At 68.6% G+C, this 19,229-nt stretch carries 11 protein-coding genes and 1 tRNA gene; 3 read left to right on the top strand and 9 right to left on the bottom strand.

Annotated elements, in window-relative coordinates:
* The first annotated feature begins 268 nt into the window (after nucleotides 1-268).
* Complete coding sequence (pip, locus tag LC490_RS13895; RefSeq protein WP_223620534.1) at nucleotides 269-1,222, top strand: prolyl aminopeptidase; 954 nt, start codon at nucleotides 269-271, stop codon at nucleotides 1,220-1,222.
* A gap of 39 nt (nucleotides 1,223-1,261) precedes the next feature.
* Here pip and idi read toward each other — a convergent pair whose 3' ends face one another.
* The 3 genes from idi to LC490_RS13880 all read right to left on the bottom strand — a co-directional run bounded on the left by idi (nucleotide 1,262) and on the right by LC490_RS13880 (nucleotide 3,064).
* On the bottom strand, nucleotides 1,262-1,801 hold the full coding sequence (gene idi, locus LC490_RS13890; RefSeq protein WP_031373766.1) for an isopentenyl-diphosphate Delta-isomerase: 540 nt from the start codon (nucleotides 1,799-1,801) through the stop codon (nucleotides 1,262-1,264).
* Nucleotides 1,802-2,029: 228 nt separating this feature from the next.
* Nucleotides 2,030-2,371 carry a hypothetical protein gene (locus LC490_RS13885; protein WP_031373767.1) on the bottom strand — a complete coding sequence of 114 codons (342 nt, stop codon included), beginning with the start codon at nucleotides 2,369-2,371 and terminating at the stop codon, nucleotides 2,030-2,032.
* 608 nt (nucleotides 2,372-2,979) lie between these two features.
* Nucleotides 2,980-3,064, bottom strand: a tRNA-Leu gene (locus LC490_RS13880).
* Between the two features lie 407 nt (nucleotides 3,065-3,471).
* Here LC490_RS13880 and rnk point away from each other — a divergent pair.
* The gene (rnk, locus tag LC490_RS13875; RefSeq protein WP_223620533.1) at nucleotides 3,472-3,909 is read left to right on the top strand and encodes a nucleoside diphosphate kinase regulator; all 438 of its coding nucleotides are present in this window, start codon (nucleotides 3,472-3,474) and stop codon (nucleotides 3,907-3,909) included.
* A 290-nt stretch (nucleotides 3,910-4,199) separates the two neighbouring features.
* On the opposite strand, the gene LC490_RS13870 is transcribed toward rnk, so the two are convergent.
* The 5 genes from LC490_RS13870 to LC490_RS13850 form a co-directional block, all read right to left on the bottom strand.
* Nucleotides 4,200-5,603 (bottom strand): heavy metal sensor histidine kinase, encoded by a 1,404-nt coding sequence (locus LC490_RS13870; protein WP_223620532.1) that lies wholly within the window; start codon nucleotides 5,601-5,603, stop codon nucleotides 4,200-4,202.
* Nucleotides 5,600-6,316 carry a heavy metal response regulator transcription factor gene (locus LC490_RS13865; RefSeq protein ID WP_223620531.1) on the bottom strand — a complete coding sequence of 239 codons (717 nt, stop codon included), beginning with the start codon at nucleotides 6,314-6,316 and terminating at the stop codon, nucleotides 5,600-5,602. Before LC490_RS13865 ends, LC490_RS13870 begins: the two co-directional genes overlap by 4 nt.
* Before the next feature lie 49 nt (nucleotides 6,317-6,365).
* On the bottom strand, nucleotides 6,366-9,512 hold the full coding sequence (locus tag LC490_RS13860) for a multidrug efflux RND transporter permease subunit (RefSeq protein ID WP_223620530.1): 3,147 nt from the start codon (nucleotides 9,510-9,512) through the stop codon (nucleotides 6,366-6,368).
* Complete coding sequence (locus tag LC490_RS13855; protein WP_051885355.1) at nucleotides 9,509-10,708, bottom strand: efflux RND transporter periplasmic adaptor subunit; 1,200 nt, start codon at nucleotides 10,706-10,708, stop codon at nucleotides 9,509-9,511. The genes LC490_RS13860 and LC490_RS13855 overlap by 4 nt, the downstream gene beginning before the upstream one ends.
* 344 nt (nucleotides 10,709-11,052) lie before the next feature.
* Nucleotides 11,053-11,877 carry a glutaminyl-peptide cyclotransferase gene (locus LC490_RS13850; protein WP_081931280.1) on the bottom strand — a complete coding sequence of 275 codons (825 nt, stop codon included), beginning with the start codon at nucleotides 11,875-11,877 and terminating at the stop codon, nucleotides 11,053-11,055.
* 195 nt (nucleotides 11,878-12,072) lie between these two features.
* Here LC490_RS13850 and parC point away from each other — a divergent pair, with 195 nt between their 5' ends.
* Nucleotides 12,073-14,316: a DNA topoisomerase IV subunit A gene (gene parC / locus LC490_RS13845; protein ID WP_223620529.1), complete on the top strand. Its 2,244-nt coding sequence runs from the start codon at nucleotides 12,073-12,075 to the stop codon at nucleotides 14,314-14,316.
* A 533-nt stretch (nucleotides 14,317-14,849) separates the two neighbouring features.
* Here parC and LC490_RS13840 read toward each other — a convergent pair.
* On the bottom strand, nucleotides 14,850-19,091 hold the full coding sequence (locus LC490_RS13840; RefSeq protein ID WP_305067582.1) for an autotransporter domain-containing protein: 4,242 nt from the start codon (nucleotides 19,089-19,091) through the stop codon (nucleotides 14,850-14,852).
* Nucleotides 19,092-19,229 lie beyond the last annotated feature (138 nt).

The raw sequence follows: 19,229 nt of genomic DNA, 5'->3' as shown, positions 1-19,229 counted from the left end.
CAACGACAAGCAGCGCGGTCGCGGCTCACGCCGCTCCTACAGGGAGCTACGGCTAGTAACGCCGCTAGGCCGAAGCGACGCGGTCGCGGCTTGCGCCGCTCCTACCCTTTTAAACCGCTACCACGACACCCCTATCACACGCCGCAGTGCGAACCGCAACGCCTCACACCGTGCGGGATCGGTCAAAATTGCGACGCGAGGTTCGCGGCTGATGACGCGCACGGAACCCTGGCGCTATGCTCGGACGATTCCCTGCAGGAGACCGTCCGTGCGCGAGCTGTATCCGGAAATCGAGCCTTACCGCACTCATCGCCTCGCGGTCGACGAGCTGCACGAACTGCACATCGAGGAATGCGGCAACCCCGACGGCTTGCCGGTGATCTTCTTGCACGGCGGCCCCGGCGCCGGCGTCTCGCCGTACCACCGCCGCTTCTTCGATCCCAAGCGCTATCGCATCGTGCTGTTCGACCAGCGCGGCTCCGGCCGCTCCACGCCGCACGCCGAACTGCGCGACAACACCACCTGGCACCTGGTCGCCGACATCGAAGCGATCCGCGAGCATTTCGGCATCGAGCGCTGGGTCGTGTTCGGCGGCTCCTGGGGTTCGACCCTGGCGCTGGCCTATGCGCAAACCCACCCCGAGCGCACGCTCGGCCTGGTCTTGCGCGGCATCTTCCTCGGCAGCACCGGCGAGCTGCGCTGGTTCAACGAACTCGACGGCGGCGCGCGCTGGATCTTCCCGGAACGGTGGACGCGCTATCTCGACCACATTCCGCCGGACGAACACGAGGACTTGACCGAGGCTTATTGGCGCCGGCTCGACAGCGACGACCAAGCGGTGCGCCTGGCCGCGGCGCAGGCCTGGAGCTATTGGGAAGGCGGCAGCACCACCCTGGTGCACGACCCCGACGAGGTCGGCAATTTCGAGGAGCCGCATGCCGCGATCAGCGTCGCGCGCGCCGAGGCCCACTACTTCCGCAATCGGGTGTTCCTGGAACCGGACCAGTTGCTGCGCGGGGTCGAGCGTATCCGCCACATCCCCGCGACCATCGTGCACGGGCGCTACGACATCATTTGCCCGGTCAAGAGCGCCTACGACCTCGCCTGCGCCTGGCCCGAGGCCGATTTCCGCGTGGTACTGGCCGGCCACAGCGCGGCCGATCCGGCGATCGTCGACGTACTGGTGAGCGCAACCGACGCGCTGGCCGATCGCTACGGCTGAGGCTCGACCGCAGCAAACAGGACCGCAAAGCCGGCGGCGTTATCGCGTCGCCAGGCTTTGCCAGCGTTCGAACTCGGCGCGCCCGGTTTGGTCGGCGATATGGCGCAGCCAGCGGCTGAACTCCTGCGGCCGTCCGGCCAGGGCATCCCACAGCTCCGGCAGCGGCTTCCAGGCCCAGTCGGAAGCTTCCGCGGGATCGGGCAGCGGCTGGCCGTCGTAGCGGCCGACGAAGACGTGGTCGCATTCGTGTTCGACCAGGCCGTCTGAGACGTCGAGGCGATAGGTGATGCGGGCCACGTGCCTGAGCTCGCACTCGAAACCCATCTCCTCGCGCAAGCGGCGCCGCGCCGCGGCATCGGTGGCCTCGCCTTCGCGCGGATGGCCGCAGCAGCTGTTGCTCCACAAACCGCCGGAGTGGTATTTGCCGTCGGCGCGACGCTGCAGCAGCCAGCGTCCCCGGGCATCGAATACGAACACCGAGAACGCGCGGTGCAGCAGCCCTTGCCGGTGCACCTGCATCTTCTCGCCGACGCCGATGGCCTGGTCTTGCTCGTCGACCAGGATGAGCATCTCGTTCATATCGCTCTCGTTCGCTGCATGAGCGCGACTATGCCAGCCCCTGCGTTCGGGTACGTGCGCTCAATCACGGGCGGGGCATGAAACCGGCCGAATCGGCACAGCGCGGGAATGGCCGAGCGGGCTTGCGAAGCGCGACCGCCGCGCCTCCTGCGGCTCGCTTGCGAATCCGCATAGCGAACGGCCCCGCCAAGGCGGGGCCGCTGCGTTCGAACCGATGTCGCGACCGGCTTACTTGTCGATGCGGGCCGGGTCGCGGCTGGTGGAGCTGGCGCCCTTGGTGTCGGTGGTCGGAGCCGGCGGCTCGCCGCCTAAGTCGGCGTCACCCATCTTTCCGTCGAGAAACGCTTGCTTGCACACACGTGCGAACAGGTTGGCCGAATAGGGATTGAAGCACTTGCGGTTGACGACCTTGTACTCGCCGGTGGCGGGATTGACCGGCCTCCAGCAGTCCTGCGGCACGCCGATCTTGCAGAACAAGAAGGGGTTGTTGCCGTAGTACGGAATGAACTCGTTGGCGAAGGCGCTCGAGGACGCCATCAGCAACACGATCGACAGACAAAGCTTTTTCATGAGACCTCTCCTTAGTGTGAACTCGATTTCCTGTATTGCAGACCGGCGCGTCGTTCCCCTCGCCTGGATTCGCGGTCGAAACCGTCGAATCGGCCCCCGGGGCCCTACGCTTCCCCTTGCCGCCACAGCCTTCACGGCTTGAGCTTCGTGGCGAAGACTAGCCGATGAGCCTGGGCCAGGCAAAGGCCGGCCCCGGATAAGACTATCGCCGAGCCCGGTCGCAGGGGCCACGACGGCCCGGTTGGCAGGGGCCGACATCCTGGCGCCCCGTCGCCGGCACACCGAATACCGCCATCCGGCCACCCTGCGCCGTCCTTGGCCGCCGGAGGCGGTCCCGACCCTGCAAACGCCCGAAACCGTCGATCGGCCGGCCGGAACGGTCGCGACCGCCGATCCATGTGGACAAATACGGCAGCCCTGGCCCGGACCGGTCAGGCCTGGTGGCCGCGGCAGGATGAATAAGGGGGCGGCGGCGCCGCGCCGGCCGGGGCCCGGCGGGTCGCCGCGAGGGGTTGCGCCGGCAAAAATCGCAGGCAACAAAAAACCCCGCCGGGGCGGGGTTCTTTGTTGGATCGCCGCATCGGTGCCGACTGCGATGATCGATGTAGTGGTGCCCAGGAGAGGACTCGAACCTCCACGGTTTTACCCGCTAGTACCTGAAACTAGTGCGTCTACCAATTCCGCCACCTGGGCCTGCCGCAACACGTTCAGTACTGCGGGGCGCGTATGTTGCGTTGCGGCGGGTCGGCTGTCAACGGTTTTGTCGCAACTTATTTCAACCGGCATTTAAGGCAAGGTCGGGAAGGCCGCGTCCGAGCCGTTGCGCTCGCGAGGACTGCAGCGCAAGGCCCGCGCCATGCGCGCGCCGACGCAATCGCGCCGCCGTCGGCGCCGGCGAACGGTGCTGAACGCTCCGCTTGCTGCGCTCCATCACCGAGGCCCGGTTCCATCCGATTCCTGCCGCGTTCGGACCGCGCAGCGGCGCGGCAGGGCAGCGCCTGCGGCTTGATGCCCCCTCGCCGCCGGGCTAAGGTCCGCGAACATCCTGAACCGCGGGCGGCGCATCGTGCGTCGCCCGTTCTTGCTTTGGAGATCCACGAATGAACCCGAACCACCTGCCCCATCCCTCGGGACTGCCTCCTCCGCTGACCCTGTCGCGCCTGGACTGCGACCGGCTCGAAGCCCTGCTGGAACAGCCGCTCGCCGCCGCTCTCGACACCCGCGGCCTGCGCCGCGAACTCGACCGCGCCGACCTCGTCGAACCGGCGCAGATGCCGGCCGACATCATCACCATGAATTCGGTGATCCGCTTCCTCGACGAGAGCAGCGGCGAAGAGCGCGAAGTCACCTTGGTGTATCCGCGCGACGCCGACGGCAGCGCCGAACGCATCTCGATCCTGGCGCCGATCGGCACCGCCCTGCTCGGCCTGTCGGTCGGCGCCCGCATCGACTGGCCCCTGCCCGGCGGCCGCAGCGCACGACTGCGCGTGCTCGCCCTGCGCTACCAACCCGAAGCTGCGGGCGACCTGCACCGCTGAGTCGCGCGGGCGCCACTAAGGCGGAGAACCAGTTGGCTATACGGCAGACCCCGCCAGATTCGCGGCGATCTGAAACCGCGTGGTCGCGGCTTGCGCCGCTCCTACCCTTTGCTGCGTCGCTCCTGGGTAGGAGCGGCGCGAGCCGCGACCGCGAAACCGCAGCCAGCTGCGACACATCGGCGGCTAGCAGAGAATCAGCGATGCGAGCGACGCCCATCGATGGGTTCACGGCAATCTGAAACTGTGTGGCCGCGGCTTATGACCGAAGGAAATCCAGCAGGACGCCGCTCCTACCCTGTAGCGCTGGTGCAGGCCGCCGGTGTGGCGAGGTTGAAGCCCACCGTCGTCGCACCCTCTTCACTGCTCGCGAATACTTCGCCGCCGTGCAGGACCGCGATGGCCTTGACGATCGACAGGCCCAGGCCGTGATGGCGTTCGCCGCGGTGTTCGCGCGCGGCGTCGACGCGATAGAAACGATCGAACATGCGCACCAGGTGCTCGGAGGCCACCGAGGAGCCCTGGTTGCGCACCGCGACGCGCGCGCCTTCGCCGCCGTTGCCGAGTTCGACCACGATCTCCGAGCCCGGGGTCGCGTGCTGCACCGCGTTGTGCAGCAGGTTGGTCATGGCGCGGCGGAACAGCGCGGTGTCGATCCAGGCATCGGCGGTGCCGTCGATGCGCAGACGCATGCCGGCTTCTTCGAGCAGGTACTCGAGGAACTCGCCGGTCTTGGCGACTTCGTCGGCGAGCGCCACGCAGACCCGATCCAGGGCGATGTCGCCCTGGTCGGCACGCGACAGGAACAGCATGTCGTTGACGATGCAGCGCATGCGTTCGAGCTCTTCCAGGTTCGACTGCAGCACGTCCTCGAGCTGGGCGGCTTCGCGCGGCCGCGACAGCGCGACCTGGGTCTGGCCCATCAGATTGGTCAGCGGCGTGCGCAGTTCGTGGGCGACGTCGGCATTGAACGCATCCAGGCGGGTGTAGGCGCCTTCGAGCCGGTCGAGGGCGCCGTTGAAGGCGCCGGTCAGATGGCCGAGCTCGGGCGGCAACTGCGCCGGCTGCAGGCGTTGCGAGAGGTTGCTCGGGCTCAAGGCCTGCGCCTGGCTCGACAAACGCTGCAAGGGCCGCAGGCCGACCCGCGCGATCCAGTGGCCGAGCAAGGCCACCACCGCGGTGCCGACCACGCCGAGCACCACCAGCGCCAGCACGAACGAGCGCAAGGCCGACACGTAAGGCCAGGAATCGATGCCGATCCACAACCGCACCGCCGGCCGCTCGCCGTGCGCGGGAATCAATTCGTTGAGGGTGCGGTACGGCGCCGAGTGGCCATTCAGCCACAGGCGGCCCATGCCATGGTCGCCCTTGCGCGGCACGTCCACTTCCGGCTCGCCGCTGCCGATGCGGAAACCGGCATCGCCGCTCCAGGCCCAGATGCGGATGCTGCGATCGCTGGAGGTCAGGTTCTCGACCTTGTCCTGCACCTTGTACCAACGCTCGCGGGTGTCGCACATGGCGACGCTGCCGGCGACCGAACGCAACTTGGTCTCCAGCTCGGCGCGCTGGTAACGCACGATCTGGTTTTCCAACACCTGGTACAGAGTGACGCCGACCAGAGTGAACACCAACAGCGCGGCGAGCGCGAACATCGCCGCGAGGCGTTGGGCGATGGAGATATCGCTGAAAGGCCTCATGCCGAGGCCCGCCCCGACTGCGACGGGCCCTCGCCCTGCTCGCCCTCGCGCGCCTCCAGCACGTAGCCCATGCCGCGCACGGTGTGCAGCAGCTTGTCGCGGAAGGGACCGTCGATCTTGGTGCGCAGGCGCTTGATCGCGACCTCGACCACGTTGGTGTGGCTGTCGAAATTGATGTCCCAGACCTGTGCGGCGATCACCGTCTTCGACAGGATCTGGCCGCGGCGTTGCGCCAGCAAGGCCAGCAAGGCGAATTCCTTGCCGGTCAGATCCAGGCGGCAGCCGTCGCGATGGGCGCGGCGCGCGATCAAGTTGATCGACAGATCGCCGATCTGCAGCTCGGTCGGCTCCTGCTGGCGGCCGCGCCGCACCAGCGCTTGCAAGCGCGCCAACAACTCGATGAAAGAGAACGGCTTGACCAGGTAATCGTCGGCGCCGGCGCCGAGGCCATGCACGCGGTCGTCGATGCGGTCGCGCGCGGTCAGCATGATCACCGGCGTCTGCTTGCGCGTGCGCAGTTCGCGCAGCACCGCGAAGCCGTCCATGCCGGGCAGCATCACGTCGAGCACGATCACGTCGTAGTCGAGTTCGCGCGCCAGGTGCAGGCCGGACACGCCGTCGCGGGCGACATCGACCGCCCAGCCCTGCTCGGCCAGGCCGTCGCGCAGGTAATCGGCGGTCTTGATTTCGTCTTCGACGATCAGCAGCTTCATCGCGACACCGAGCTTGCGGGCAGTACCTGGGCCGACATCGTACCGCCGCTCAGGCCGTCGCCGCTGCGGCCGGGTCGGCCGAGCGGGCCGGGTCGACCGGCCCGGGCGAGGCCGCCTGCGCCGCCTCGCGGCGACGGCGCAGGAACAGCCGGTCCAGCGCCAGATAGATCACCGGCGTGCTGTACAGGGTCAGGACCTGGCTGATCAGCAGGCCGCCGACCACCGCCACGCCGAGCGGCTGGCGCAACTCCGCGCCTGTGCCGAAGCCGATCATCAGCGGAATCGCGCCGAGCAAGGCCGCCAGGGTGGTCATCATGATCGGGCGGAACCGGGTCAGGCAGGCCTCGTGGATCGCCGCGGTCGGCGACAGGCCGCGCCGGCGTTGCGCATCCAGGGCGAAGTCGACCAGCAAAATGCCGTTCTTCTTGACGATGCCGATCAGCAACACGATGCCGATCAGGGCCATGATCGAGAAATCCAGGCGCCACACCCACAGCAGCAAGACCGCGCCGATGCCGGCCGACGGCAGAGTCGACAGGATCGTCAGCGGGTGGACGAAACTCTCGTAGAGCACGCCGAGGATGATGTAGACCGCGAGCAAGGCGGCCAGGATCAGCAGCGGCTGGGTCGCCAGCGAGTCCTGGAAGGCCTGCGCCGAGCCCTGGAAATTGCCGCTGACGCTGCTCGGCATGCCGATCTCCGCCTTGGCCCGGTCGAGTGCGGCGACCGCATCGCCGAGGGCGACGCCGGCGGCGAGGTTGAAGGAGATGTTGACCGCCGGCGACAGGCCGTTGTGGCTGATCGACAAGGGCCCGTTGCCGGGCGGTTCGACCCGCGCCACCGCCGACAACGGCACCATCTGCCCGGTGGTGGCCGAACGCAGATGGAAGTAAGCCAGGCTGTCGATGCTGCCGCGCATGCGCGGGTCGATTTCGAGAATCACCCGGTATTGGTTGGTCTCGGTCTGGAACTCGTTGATCTGGCGCTGGCCGTAGGCGTCGTACAGCGCATTGTCGATGTCCTGGGCGCTCAGGCCGAAACGCGCCGCGGCGGTGCGGTCGATCGCCAGGCGCACGATGCTGGCGCCGATCTTCTGGTCGTTGGACACGTCGCGCAGCTCCGGCAAGCTCGCCAGGCGCTGGGTCAGGCGATCGGCCCACAGCCCCAGTTCGGCGCTGTCGGCGCCGCGCAGGGCGTACAGGTATTGGGTGCGCGAGGGCCCGGCGCCGATGTTGATGTCCTGCGCCGAGCGCATGAAGATGGTGATGCCCGGCACCTGCGACAGCTTGCCGCGCATGCGGTCGATGAACTCGTCGGCGGACACGTCGCGATCGCCGCGGTCCTTGAGCACGAACCAGAACCGGCCGTTGGACATGGTCGAACTGCCGGCCGTGGCGCCGACCGAATGGCCCCAGCTCTGCAGGGCCGGGTCTTCGGCGGCGAGCTGCGCCAGTTGCTTGTGCTTGGCGACCATGTCCTCGTAGGAAATGTCCTGCGCAGCTTCGGTGGTGGCGAACACGAAGGCGGTGTCCTGCGACGGAAAGAAGCCCTTCGGGATCAGCGCATAGGAAGCGACCGCGATCGCCACGGTCAGGCCGAAACCGGCGAGCATCAGGCGTTGATGGGCCAGCGCCCATTGCAGGCTGCGGTCGTAGCCGGCGAGCAACCGTCCCGACCAGGTGCCGGCGGCATCGGCATGGCCGGAGGACTTGCGCATGAAGCGCGAGGCCAGCATCGGCGCGAGCGTCAACGACGCCACGATCGAAATCGCGATCGCCACGGTCACGGTCAGCGCGAACTCGGCGAACAGGCGCCCGACCACGCCGCCCATGAACAACAAGGGGATGAAGGCGGCGATCAGCGACACGCCGATGGTCACCACGGTGAAGCCGATCTCGCTGGCGCCCTGCAGCGCCGCCTGCAGCATCGGCATGCCGGCTTCGCGATGACGATGGGTGTTCTCGACCACGACGATGGCGTCGTCGACCACGAAACCCACGGCGATCACCAGCGCCACCAAGGTGAGGTTGTTGAGAGTGAAGCCCAGGGCGTACATCGCCGCGAACGTGGCCACCAGGGCCACCACCAGCACCGCGCCGACGATCAGGGTGGCGGAAAGTTCGCGCAGGAACAGGCCCATTACCACGATCACCAGCAGCACGGTCAGGACCAGGGTCAGCTCGACGTCGTGCAAGGAGGCACGAATGGTGCGGGTGCGGTCGTTGAAGACCTCGACCTCGACGCTGGCCGGCAGATTGGCGCGCAACCGCGGCAACGCTTCGAGCACCGCGTCGGTGGTCTTGATGATGTTGGCGCCGGGCTGGCGAAACACCACCAGCATTACCCCGTCCTTGCCGTTCGGCCAAGCGCGTACGTAATCGTTCTCGCCGCCGAAACTGATGCGGGCGACGTCGCCCAGCCGCACTGGCGCGCCGTTGCGATAGGTCACCACCAGGCGCTCGTAGTCCTCGGCCTTGAACAACTGGTCGTTGGTTTCCAGGGTCGACATGCGCCGCGCGCCGATCACCGCGCCCTTGGCCTGGTTGACGCTGGCGCTCTGGGCGACGTTGCGCAGGTCGGCCAGGGTCAGGCCGATCGCGGCCAGGCGCTCGGGCGCGGCCTGGATGCGCATCGCCGGCCGCACCTGGCCGGCGACGAAGACTTCCGACACGCCGTCGATCTGGCTCAGGCTGCGCGCGAAGCGGGTCTCGGCGAGGTCGCTGAGCTCGGTCAGCGGCATCAGCGGCGAATGCATGCTCAGGATCAGGATCGGGCTGTCGGCGGGGTTGATCTTGGTCCAGCGCGGCAGGCTCGGCATGTCGCGCGGCAGGCGCCCGGAAACGTTGTTGATCGCCGCCTGCACTTCCTGGGCGGCGGTGTCGATGCTTTTGTCGAGCACGAACTGCAAGGTGATCGAGGTGCTGCCCAGGGCGCTGGTCGAGGTCATCTCGCTGATGCCCGGCACCGCGGTCAGCTGCGTCTCCAGCGGCGTCGCCACCGCCGAGGCCATGGTCTCGGCACTGGCGCCGGGCAGCGAAGCATCGATGCGGATGGTCGGGAACTCGGCCTGCGGCAACGGCGCCACCGGCAGCCGCGGCAAGGCGAACAAGCCGAGCAACAGCACCGCTGCGGTCAGCAGCGTGGTCGCGACCGGATGGCGAACGAACCAGCCGGAAATCGAGACGCGACCGCTCACGGCGCCCCCGCCACGCGCGCCGCCACGGCGTTGCCCGGCGCGGCGCGTACGGTCGGCGCGGTCGGCGCCACGGTCATGCCGGGTTTGAGTCGCGACTGGCCGTCGCGCACCACCACGTCGCCGGCCTGCAGTCCGCTGACCACGGCGAGTTTGTCGTCCTGGTACTCGATCCGCACCGGCACCAGCGCGACCTTGTTGCCGGCCTCGAGGCGGTAGACGAAGTGGTCGTCGGCGCCGCGCTGCACCGCTTCGCTGGCGACCACGGTCGCGGCCGCGCTGGTGCCGGTGCGCACGCGCACGCTGACCAATTGCCCGGGCCACAGGCGGTCCTGCGAATTCTTGAACACCGCGCGGATGCGCACGGTGCCGGTGGCGTCGTCGATCTGGTTGTCGATCACGCTCAACTCGCCTTGCGCCAGCACCACGCCGGCGTCGCGGTCGAGCGCCTGCACCTCGACCGCGCCGGCGGCCTGGGCTTGGCGCAGGCCCGGCAATTGGTCCTGCGGCAGGGTGAACATCACCGAGATCGGATCGACCTGCTGCACCGTGACCAGGCCGTCGTCGTCGCCGGCGCGCACCACATTGCCCGGATCGACGCGGCGCAGGCCGACGCGGCCGTCGATCGGCGACAAGATTCGGGTATGCGACAGTTGCACGCGAGTGGCGTCGATCGCCGCCTGGTTGGCCTGCGCGGTGGCCTGCAACTGCTGCACCGAAGCGGCCTGCTGTTCCAGCATCTGGCGGGCGATCAACTGGCTGCCGGACAACTGGCGGAACCGGTCGAGGTCGGATTTCGCCGCGCGCAGTTGCGCCGCATCGCGCGCCAATGCGGCCTGGGCGCCGTCGAGATTCGCGGCGATGCTGCGGTCGTCGATGCGCGCGAGCAACTGCCCGCGCTTGACCTGCTGGCCTTCGCGGAACAGCACCTGGGTCAGCACGCCATCGACCTGCGGGCGCAGCACCGTGCTCTGCAGGGAGGTCACCGTGCCGATGGTTTCCTGCCAATGCGGCACGTCGCGGCGCTCGACCCGCATCGTCGTCACCGGAACCGGCGGCGGTGGCGCCGGCGGCGGCGCGCCGCGGCTGCCGAAAGCGCCCCAGGCCAGCCCTCCGGCGACGACCGCGAGCGATACAGCGGCGGCGAAAACGGTCTTGCGGGCGCGGGGCGAAAGCGTGGAGACGGGCGTGGGCGACATGGCGGCATCCGTGGCGGGTCGATGGAGCGGCGCACCGGAGCGCGCCGCGACGGCCCGCGAGGGGAGGAAAGCAGACCGTGCGACGACTCTAGGCGGCGGCCACGGACAGCAAGCTGTCGCTTGGCTGACAAATTCGTCAGCTGGCGCGGTTATCGCCGGCCGCGCCCATATCGGCCCGTACGACGACAGTGCCTTTCGGCACGGTCGCATCAAACGGTCGCATCAACCGGCCATCGTGCTTTGCAGATCGCGCACGGCGCGAAGCCGCGCCGGAACGGCGCCCCTCGCCTCAAGGACGCTTGCCCAAGAAGACCGTGTTCAACAGGTCGGTCTGCGAGGTTCTCTCAGCGCGGCTTGACCGCGCGCGGCGCCGGCGGCACCAGTTCGATCTCGAACAGATCCGGCCACAACTTGCCGGTCACGAACAGACGCTTGCGCGCGCCGTCGTAAGCGATGCCGTTGAGCACGTCGGCGCCGCGGCTGCGGGTGCCGTGGCGCGCGAGCAGGCCGCCCAGGTCGATGCGACCGACGACCCGGCCGCTGTTCGGGTCGATGCGGACGATGCTGTCGGTCATCCAGACGTTGGCGAACAGCTCGCCGTCGACCCATTCCAGTTCGTTGAGCTGCGGCAGCGGCTTGCCGTTGAAGGTCACCCGGATGCGCGAGCGCTCGCGCAGCGACTTCGGATCGAGCAAACGGATCTGCGCGGTGCCGTCGCTCATGTAGATCGTGTCGGCCGAGCGCGCCAGGCCCCAGCCCTCGCCCGGATAGGCGAAGTTGCCGGTCACCGCGAGCCCCGGCAGCTTGACGATGTAGCCGGTCTGCGTGGTCCAGGTCAGCACCAGCAACTGCTGGCCGCGGTCGGTCAGGCCTTCGCCGAACACCGAGGCCGGCAGATCGGTCTTCTCCAGCACCTTGCCGTCGGCCAGGCGGACCTTGCGCACCGACGAGCGCCCGTACATGCCGGTGCTCTCGTACAGGAAACCGTCCTTGAAGATCAAGCCCTGGGTGAACGCGCCGGCATCGTGCGGATAGCGCGCGACCACCCGGTAGGAATACACCGGCACTTCACGCCCCGGCGCCTGGGCCGTCGCCACCGGCAGCACACTCGCCCCGATCAAGGCCAGGCAAGGGATCAGCGAGGCGGGAAGGCGTGCGCGCAAGGGCATGGCAGTCTCAACGTGGGCGATCGCGGATGCCGAGAATACCGCCTCGCGCCCGAACCGGCTGCCGCACGGCTGCCGCACGATGCCCGCGCCGGTCCACGCTCCGTCCACATCGCCCGTCCACGACACCCCGTCCACATCCGCCCAGCCGTCCCCGGTTAGAATCCCGGCTCAGCCCTACCCCGCCTCAAAGGTTCCATGACTGATCCCGTACGTCCGGTTTTCCACGGCTTCGAACAGATTCCCCTGCGCGAGTACGCCGAGCGCGCCTACCTCGACTACTCGATGTACGTGGTCCTGGACCGCGCCCTGCCCTTCCTGGGCGACGGCCTCAAACCGGTCCAGCGCCGCATCATCTACTCGATGAGCGAACTCGGCCTCAACGCCGGGGCCAAGCCGAAGAAATCCGCGCGCACCGTCGGCGACGTGATCGGTAAGTACCACCCGCACGGCGACAGCGCCTGTTACGAGGCGATGGTGCTGATGGCGCAGCCGTTCTCGTACCGCTATCCGCTGGTCGAGGGCCAGGGCAACTTCGGTTCCAGCGACGATCCCAAATCGTTCGCGGCGATGCGCTACACCGAATCGAAGCTGACCCCGATCGCCGAAGTGCTGCTCGGCGAGCTCGGCCAGGGCACGGTCGACTGGACCCCGAACTTCGACGGCACCCTGGAAGAACCGACCTGGATGCCGGCGCGCCTGCCGCACCTGCTGCTCAACGGCACCACCGGCATCGCGGTCGGCATGGCCACCGACGTGCCGCCGCACAACCTCAACGAGATCGTCAGCGCCTGCGTGCGCTTGCTCGACGACCCCGACGCCACCACCCGCGACCTGTGCGAGCACGTGCTGGGCCCGGACTATCCGACCCCGGCCGAGATCATCACCTCGCGCAGCGACCTGCTGGCGATGTACGAGACCGGCCTGGGCAGCGTGCGCGCGCGCGCCATCTTCGAGAAGGACGGCCCGAACATCGTCGTCACCGCGCTGCCCTACCAGGCCTCGCCGGGCAAGGTCATCGAACAGATCGCGACCCAGATGCGGGCCAAGAAGCTGCCCTGGCTGGAAGACATCCGCGACGAGTCCGACCACGCCAACCCGACCCGCATCGTGCTGGTGCCGCGCTCCAACCGTGTCGACGTCGAACAGCTCATGGGCCATCTGTTCGCGACAACGGACATGGAGAAGAGCTACCGGATCAACATGAATGTGATCGGCCTGGACGGCCGGCCGCAGGTCAAGGGGCTCAAGGCCTTCCTGAGCGAGTGGCTGAGCTTCCGCACCGACACCGTCACCCGCCGCCTGACCCACCGCCTGGAAAAGGTCGAGCGCCGCCTGCACTTGTTGGAAGGCTTGCTGGTCGCGTTCCTCAATCTCGACGAAGTGATCCGCATCATCCGCAGCGAGGACGAACCGCGTCCGGTGCTGATGAAGCGTTTCGGCCTCAGCGAAGAGCAGACCGACTACATCATGGAAACCCGGCTCCGCCAGCTCGCGCGCCTGGAAGAAATGAAGATCCGCGGCGAGCAGGACGAACTGGCCGCCGAGCGCGAACAACTGATCGCCACCCTCGGCAGCAAGGCCAAGCTCAAGAAGCTGATCAAGGACGAATTGCTGGCCGACGCCAAGAAGTTCGGCGACGCGCGCCGTTCGCCGCTGGTCTCGCGCAACGCCGCCCAGGCCCTGTCGGAAACCGAGCTGGTCGCCAGCGAGCCGATGACCGTGGTCATCAGCGAAAAGGGCTGGGTGCGCGCGGCCAAGGGCCACGAGATCGACGCCGCCACGCTCAGCTATCGCGACGGCGACGGCCTGCTCGGCGCGGCGCGCGGACGCAGCACCCAGCAGGTGGCGTTCCTGGATTCGACCGGCCGTTCCTACTCGACCCTGATCCACGGCCTGCCCTCGGCGCGCGGCAACGGCGAACCCTTGACCGGCCGTTTCTCGCCGGCACCGGGCGCGTCGTTCCAGACCCTGGCGGCTGGCGACAACGATCAGCGCTTCGTTCTCGCCAGCAGTCATGGCTATGGCTTCGTGACCCGCTTCGAGAACCTGACCGGCCGCAACAAGGCGGGCAAGGCGATGCTGTCGCTGACCCCGAATGCGAAGGTGCTGCAACCGGCGCAGGTCGGCGATGTCGAGCAGGATCGCGTGGTCGCGGTGACCAACGTCGGCCATCTGCTCGCCTTCCCGGTGTCGGAGCTGCCTGAGCTCGACAAGGGCAAGGGCAACAAGATCATCGACATCCCCAAGGCCAAGCTCGGCACCGAACGCGTGATCGCCGTCGCCGTGGTGGCCCCGGGCGGCACCCTGACCGTCAAGTCGGGCGCGCGCACCATGAGCCTGTCCTGGAAAGACCTGGAGCCCTATCTCGGCGCCCGCGCCACCCGCGGCGGCCTGTTGCCGCGCGGCTGGCAGAAGGTCGAAGGCTTGTCGGTGGAGTAAGCCTCCGCAGGCCCCGTCGCAAATACGACAACGCCCCGCTTCGAGCGGGGCGTTGTCGTTATGAGTCCGGTGGCGGCGATACGCTCTTGGGTAGGAGCGGCGCAAGCCGCGACAGCCGAAGCGGTGCAATACCACGCCAGCAACCGAAGTCAGGACGCAATCGGACATCGCTGTAAAGCAGCCGCTTCCCTGCAGCTTCGGCTGACTACGCTTGCGAAAATTACTTCGATTGGTCGCGGCTCGCGCCGCTCCTACCCGATTGCGGCGACGCGCTTTTGGGTAGGAGCGGCGCAAGCCGCGACAGCCGAAGCGGTGAAATACCAAGCCGGTGTCCGGAGCCAGGACGCAATCGGACATCGCCATAAAGCAGCCGCTTCCCTGCAGCTTCGGCTGACTACGCTTGCGAAAATTACTTCGGTTACCCGAAAAGCAGAACGCTCCGGGTGCGAGCCCGGAGCGTTCTGAGTGCATCGTTTCAATCAACTTCGCGGTTGCGCTTTGCAGCCGGCTAACCGCGACTCAACAGCGCCCACTCAGCGCCCGGTCTCCGGCGTCTTCGTGGCCGCCGCCTCCGTCTCCATCGCTACGTCCTGCGCGCTCGGGGCCATCATCGCCGCGCCCGACTGCAGGCCCGGCGAGAACGACAGCAGCAGGCCGAAGCTGGTGCTCGGGTCCTGGCCGCTGCCGTGCTGGCGACGCATCAGCAGCGACAGCTTCCAACCTCTGGAGAAGGTCATGTCCATGCCGGCGCCGTAGCTCAACGCGTTGTCGCCGTAGCTGCGCAGGCCCAGCACGTAGTCGTTGGCGACCGGCATGATCACGTAGTTGAGGTTGACGTCGCTGCGGTTGTCGATCGACTCGCGGTATTCGAGCAACCAGTACGGACGGAAGATGTTGCCGCGTGCGGTCACGATCGGCAGGCTGCCTTCCACGCCCAGCGATGCACCGCTGTTCTCGACGGTCTGCGAGCCGTAGCTCAGGTCGTAGATGCCCAGCCCGGTCTCGCGATAGCCGTCGAGCTTGGTGCGGCTGCTGTCGAGGCGGCCGTAACCGGTCAGCATCATGCCGTTGCCGCCGCCGTGTTCGTAACCGGCGGTGAGCGAACCGAACACCTGGTCGCCTTCTCGCTCGGCCGAAGCGGTGGCACCGGCCGTCGCACTGTAGCGGCGGATGTCGAAATCCAGGCGGCCCCAACCGAGGATGCCGTCGACGAACCAGCGTTCGCTCGGGCGCCACAGGCCGTACAGCGACAACGCGCGCTGCTCGGCATCGAGCTTCGAGCGGCCGTCGTCCAGGTCGGTGTCGTTCCAGCCGAAACCGCCGGCGACGCCGAGCAGGAAGCGCTCGCCGATGCGCCAGTCGGCACCGACGGTGAGGCCGTCGCTCTGGAAGTCGAAGCCGTCGCTGCGCGCGTTGCGTTCGCGCTGGCCGTTGGTGATGCTGCCGGCCGTCCACAGGCCCCAGCCTTCCGGCAGGCGCACCGGATCGATCGACATCACCTGGCCGGCGGTCAGCGACATCGCCCCGCCCGAGCGGCTGCTCAGGTTGAGGGCCATGTCGTTGCTGGAACGGTTGGCGCCGGCGAAGCGCTGCTGGCGCAGGCGGTCGTGGATGTTGGACTGCTGCGCCGAAGCGAAGCGCACGCTGGCGTCGACTTGCGCTTGCAAGCCACCGACCACGCTGGGATCGCGGGTCGGGTCGGGTCGGCCGGTCACCGTCAAGGTGGCATCGATCGAAGCCTGCAGGTAACTGCCGCTGGCCGCCTGGGTCGCGACCAGGGTCGCCACGCCGGCACCGACGATCGTCACCCTGCGTCCGCTGACCGTCGCCACCGCCGTATTGGCGCTGCTGAAGCTGAAGGCGCCGTTGCTGTTGCTGCTCGGGTCGGGCAGATCGAAGGCCGCCTCGCCGACGGTCTTGGCGAGGTCGCCGATCCAGGCCAGGTTCGGCGTGGCGCCGGCGATGATCACTTGCAAGGCGACTTGCGGCGCGGCGGTGTAGTTGGCGTTGCCGGCCTGGTCGGCGGTGAGCGAACACGTGCCCGATCCCAGCGTGCTGACCGTATTGCCGCTGACGGTGCAGATCGCCGGCGAAGTGCTGGCGAACACCACCGGATTACCCGAGGCTCCGCCGCTGGCCGACACCGTGAAGCTGCCGCCCGGCGTGTACACCGGCGCTGCCGGATTCGCGCTGAAAGCGGTGATGGCCTGAGCGGCCGCGCCGATGGTCACGTCCAGCGTCAGTTGCGGCGCGGCGCTGTAGTTGCCGTCGGCGGCCTGGTCGGCCGTCAGCGAACAGGTGCCCGCGCTCAACATCGTCACGGTGCTGCCGCTCACCGTACACACCGAACTCGTGATGCTGGCGAACACCACCGGACTGGTCGAGGCGCCCGGTGTGGCCGAGACCGCGAAGCTGCCGCCGGCCGCGAACACCGGCGCCGCCGGGTTGGCCGCGAAGTCGGTGATCGCCTGGGCCGCCAGGGCAATGATCACGTTCAAGCTGACCTGGGGCGAAGCGCTGTAGTTACTGTCGCCGGCCTGATCGGCGGTGAGCGAACAGGTACCCGCGCTGAGCATCGACACCGTGCTGCCGGCCACCGTACACACGCTCGGCGTAACACTGCCGAACACCACCGGGCTGCTCGACAGGCCCGGCGTCGCCGAGACCGTGAAGCTGCCGCCCGGCGCGTACACCGGCGCGGCCGGATTGGCAGCGAAGTTGCTGATCGACTGCGTCGCCACGCCGATCGCGACCGCCAAAGTCGCCTGCGCGGCGGCGCTGTAGTTGGCGTTGCCGGCCTGGTCGGCGGTCAGCGCGCAATTGCCCGCGCTGACGATCGTCACCGTGTTGCCGCTCACCGTGCAGACCGCCGGCGTGGTGCCGGCGAACACCACCGGATTGCCCGAGGCGCCGCCGGTCGCCGAGACGGTGAAGCTGCCGCCCGGCGAGTACACCGGCGCGGCGGGATTGGCCGCGAACGCGCTGATGGCCTGACTGGCAGGGCCGATGGTCACCGCAAGCGTCGCCTGCGGCGCGGCCGTGTAGTTGGCATTGCCGGCCTGATCGGCGGTAAGCGCACAGTTGCCGGCCGCCACCGTCGTCACCGTATTGCCGGCGACGGTACAGACCGCAAGCGTGGTGCTGGCGAAGACGACCGGGTTACCCGATGCGCCACCGGTGGCCGAGACGGTGAAGTTGCCGCCCGGCGCGTACACCGGCGAGGCCGGATTGGCGGCGAAGGCGGTGATCGCCTGGCTCCCCTGCGCGATCACCAGGGTGTAGGCGCGCGTGCCGCTGAAACCGTTGCTCGAAGTCGCCTGCACGGTGAAATTGAACGAACCCGCGGCGGTCGGGGTGCCCGACAACGCACCGCCGTTCGACAGGGCCAGGCCCGGCGGCAAGGCGCCGGCGGTGACCGCGAAGGTATACGGAGCGACGCCGCCGTTGCCGCTGGTGGCGCTGAGGGTCTGCGAATACGCGGTCGCGAGCGCGCCATTGGGCAAGGTGGCCGGATTGACCGTCACCGCCACCGTGACGCAGCTCAGCACGAGGTTGGTCACGTCGGCGGCGATCGCCGCACCGCTGGACGGCGCGACGCTGCACAGCTGGCCGGCGGGATTGCTGAGCACGCTGACGTTCCAGTTCGCGCCCTGTGGCAGGCGTGTGGCGAAGACGAAGCTGCTGGCGGCCTGCGCCACCACCACCTGCTGCGAGCTGACCGGATTGGTCGCGGCGAGTTGCAGGGTGACCGGGCCGGTCTGGCCGCTGGCCGAACCGCCGACCGCGAATTGGGTCGGGGCGAAGCAGACCAAGGCCGCGCCGTTGCCGGCTTGCACGCCGTTGTTGATGGTGACGGCGCTCAGGCCGGTCGCGCCCGAGCTGCCGCCCGCACCGCCGCCACCGCCGCCGTTCCAGTTCTGCTGGCAAGTGACGGTACCGACGCCGGCACCGCCGCCGCCGGCACCGACCGTGGCACCGCCGCCGCCGCCGCCGCCGAAGCCGGCACCGCTGAAGGAACCGGAGAAGTTGAAGGCGTCGCCGCCGTTGCCATTGGCCGCGTTGCCGGCAGTGGCCGGAAAGCTGCCGCAGCCACCGCCGCCCGCACCGCCGGTGCCGACCGCTCCGCCACCGCCGCCGTAGGGGCCGGGGCCGCCCGGCACGTCCGCGCCTGCGCCGCCCGTGCCGCCGCCGCCGACACCGCCGGCACCGCCCGCGATGACGTTCGCGGTGCTCCAGCCGGCGTTACCGCCGCCACCGCCGCCGCCGGCGATGCCGACGCGGTTGCCGATGCCGTTGCCGCCGACGCGCAGGTCGGTGGCGCCGCCGCCGATGCCGTCGACGCCCTCGCCGATGCCGCCGGGATTGACCGCCTGCGAGCCCTGCCCGCCGACCCAGATCGACAAGGTCGCGCCGGGCGTGACCGCCAGGGTGCCGCGCACCCGCCCACCCAGGCCGCCGGTGCCACCGGGTGAGTTCGGGCTGCCGCCGATGGTGCCGGCGCCGCTGCGACCGGCGCCGCCCTGGGCGCCGCTGAGGTAGACGGTCAGCGAATGCACGCCGGCCGGCACGGTGAGGGTCTGCTCGCCGCCGGTGAAACCGAACGCCGCCGGCGTTTCGCCGACACCGCAACTTTGCGCTTGCGCCGTACCGGTAATGCCGAGCCCCGCCAGCAACAGCAGGCCGCTCAGCCGGGCCATGGCGCCGCGAGCCGCGCGCAGGGCCGGATCGAGACACAGGCGCGTGGTCGCGCCCGCACGGAATCGCAACGTCTTCATAAGCATCATCTCGCCCCCTAGGCGAACCGCATCGCGGTTGCACGAAACCCTCGCACACGCGATCGCGCGCACGGCCTGTGCGCCACGAACGCGAGTGCTCCCCTGCAAAAAGTCCTGGGCCTATGCGCTCGCGGCCTA

It is taken from the genome of Lysobacter sp. ESA13C, from assembly GCF_019970005.1.
GTDB lineage: Bacteria > Pseudomonadota > Gammaproteobacteria > Xanthomonadales > Xanthomonadaceae > Lysobacter > Lysobacter antibioticus_B.
Note: the sequence above shows the minus strand (reverse complement) of the source record. Positions and strands in the feature narration are given on the sequence as shown.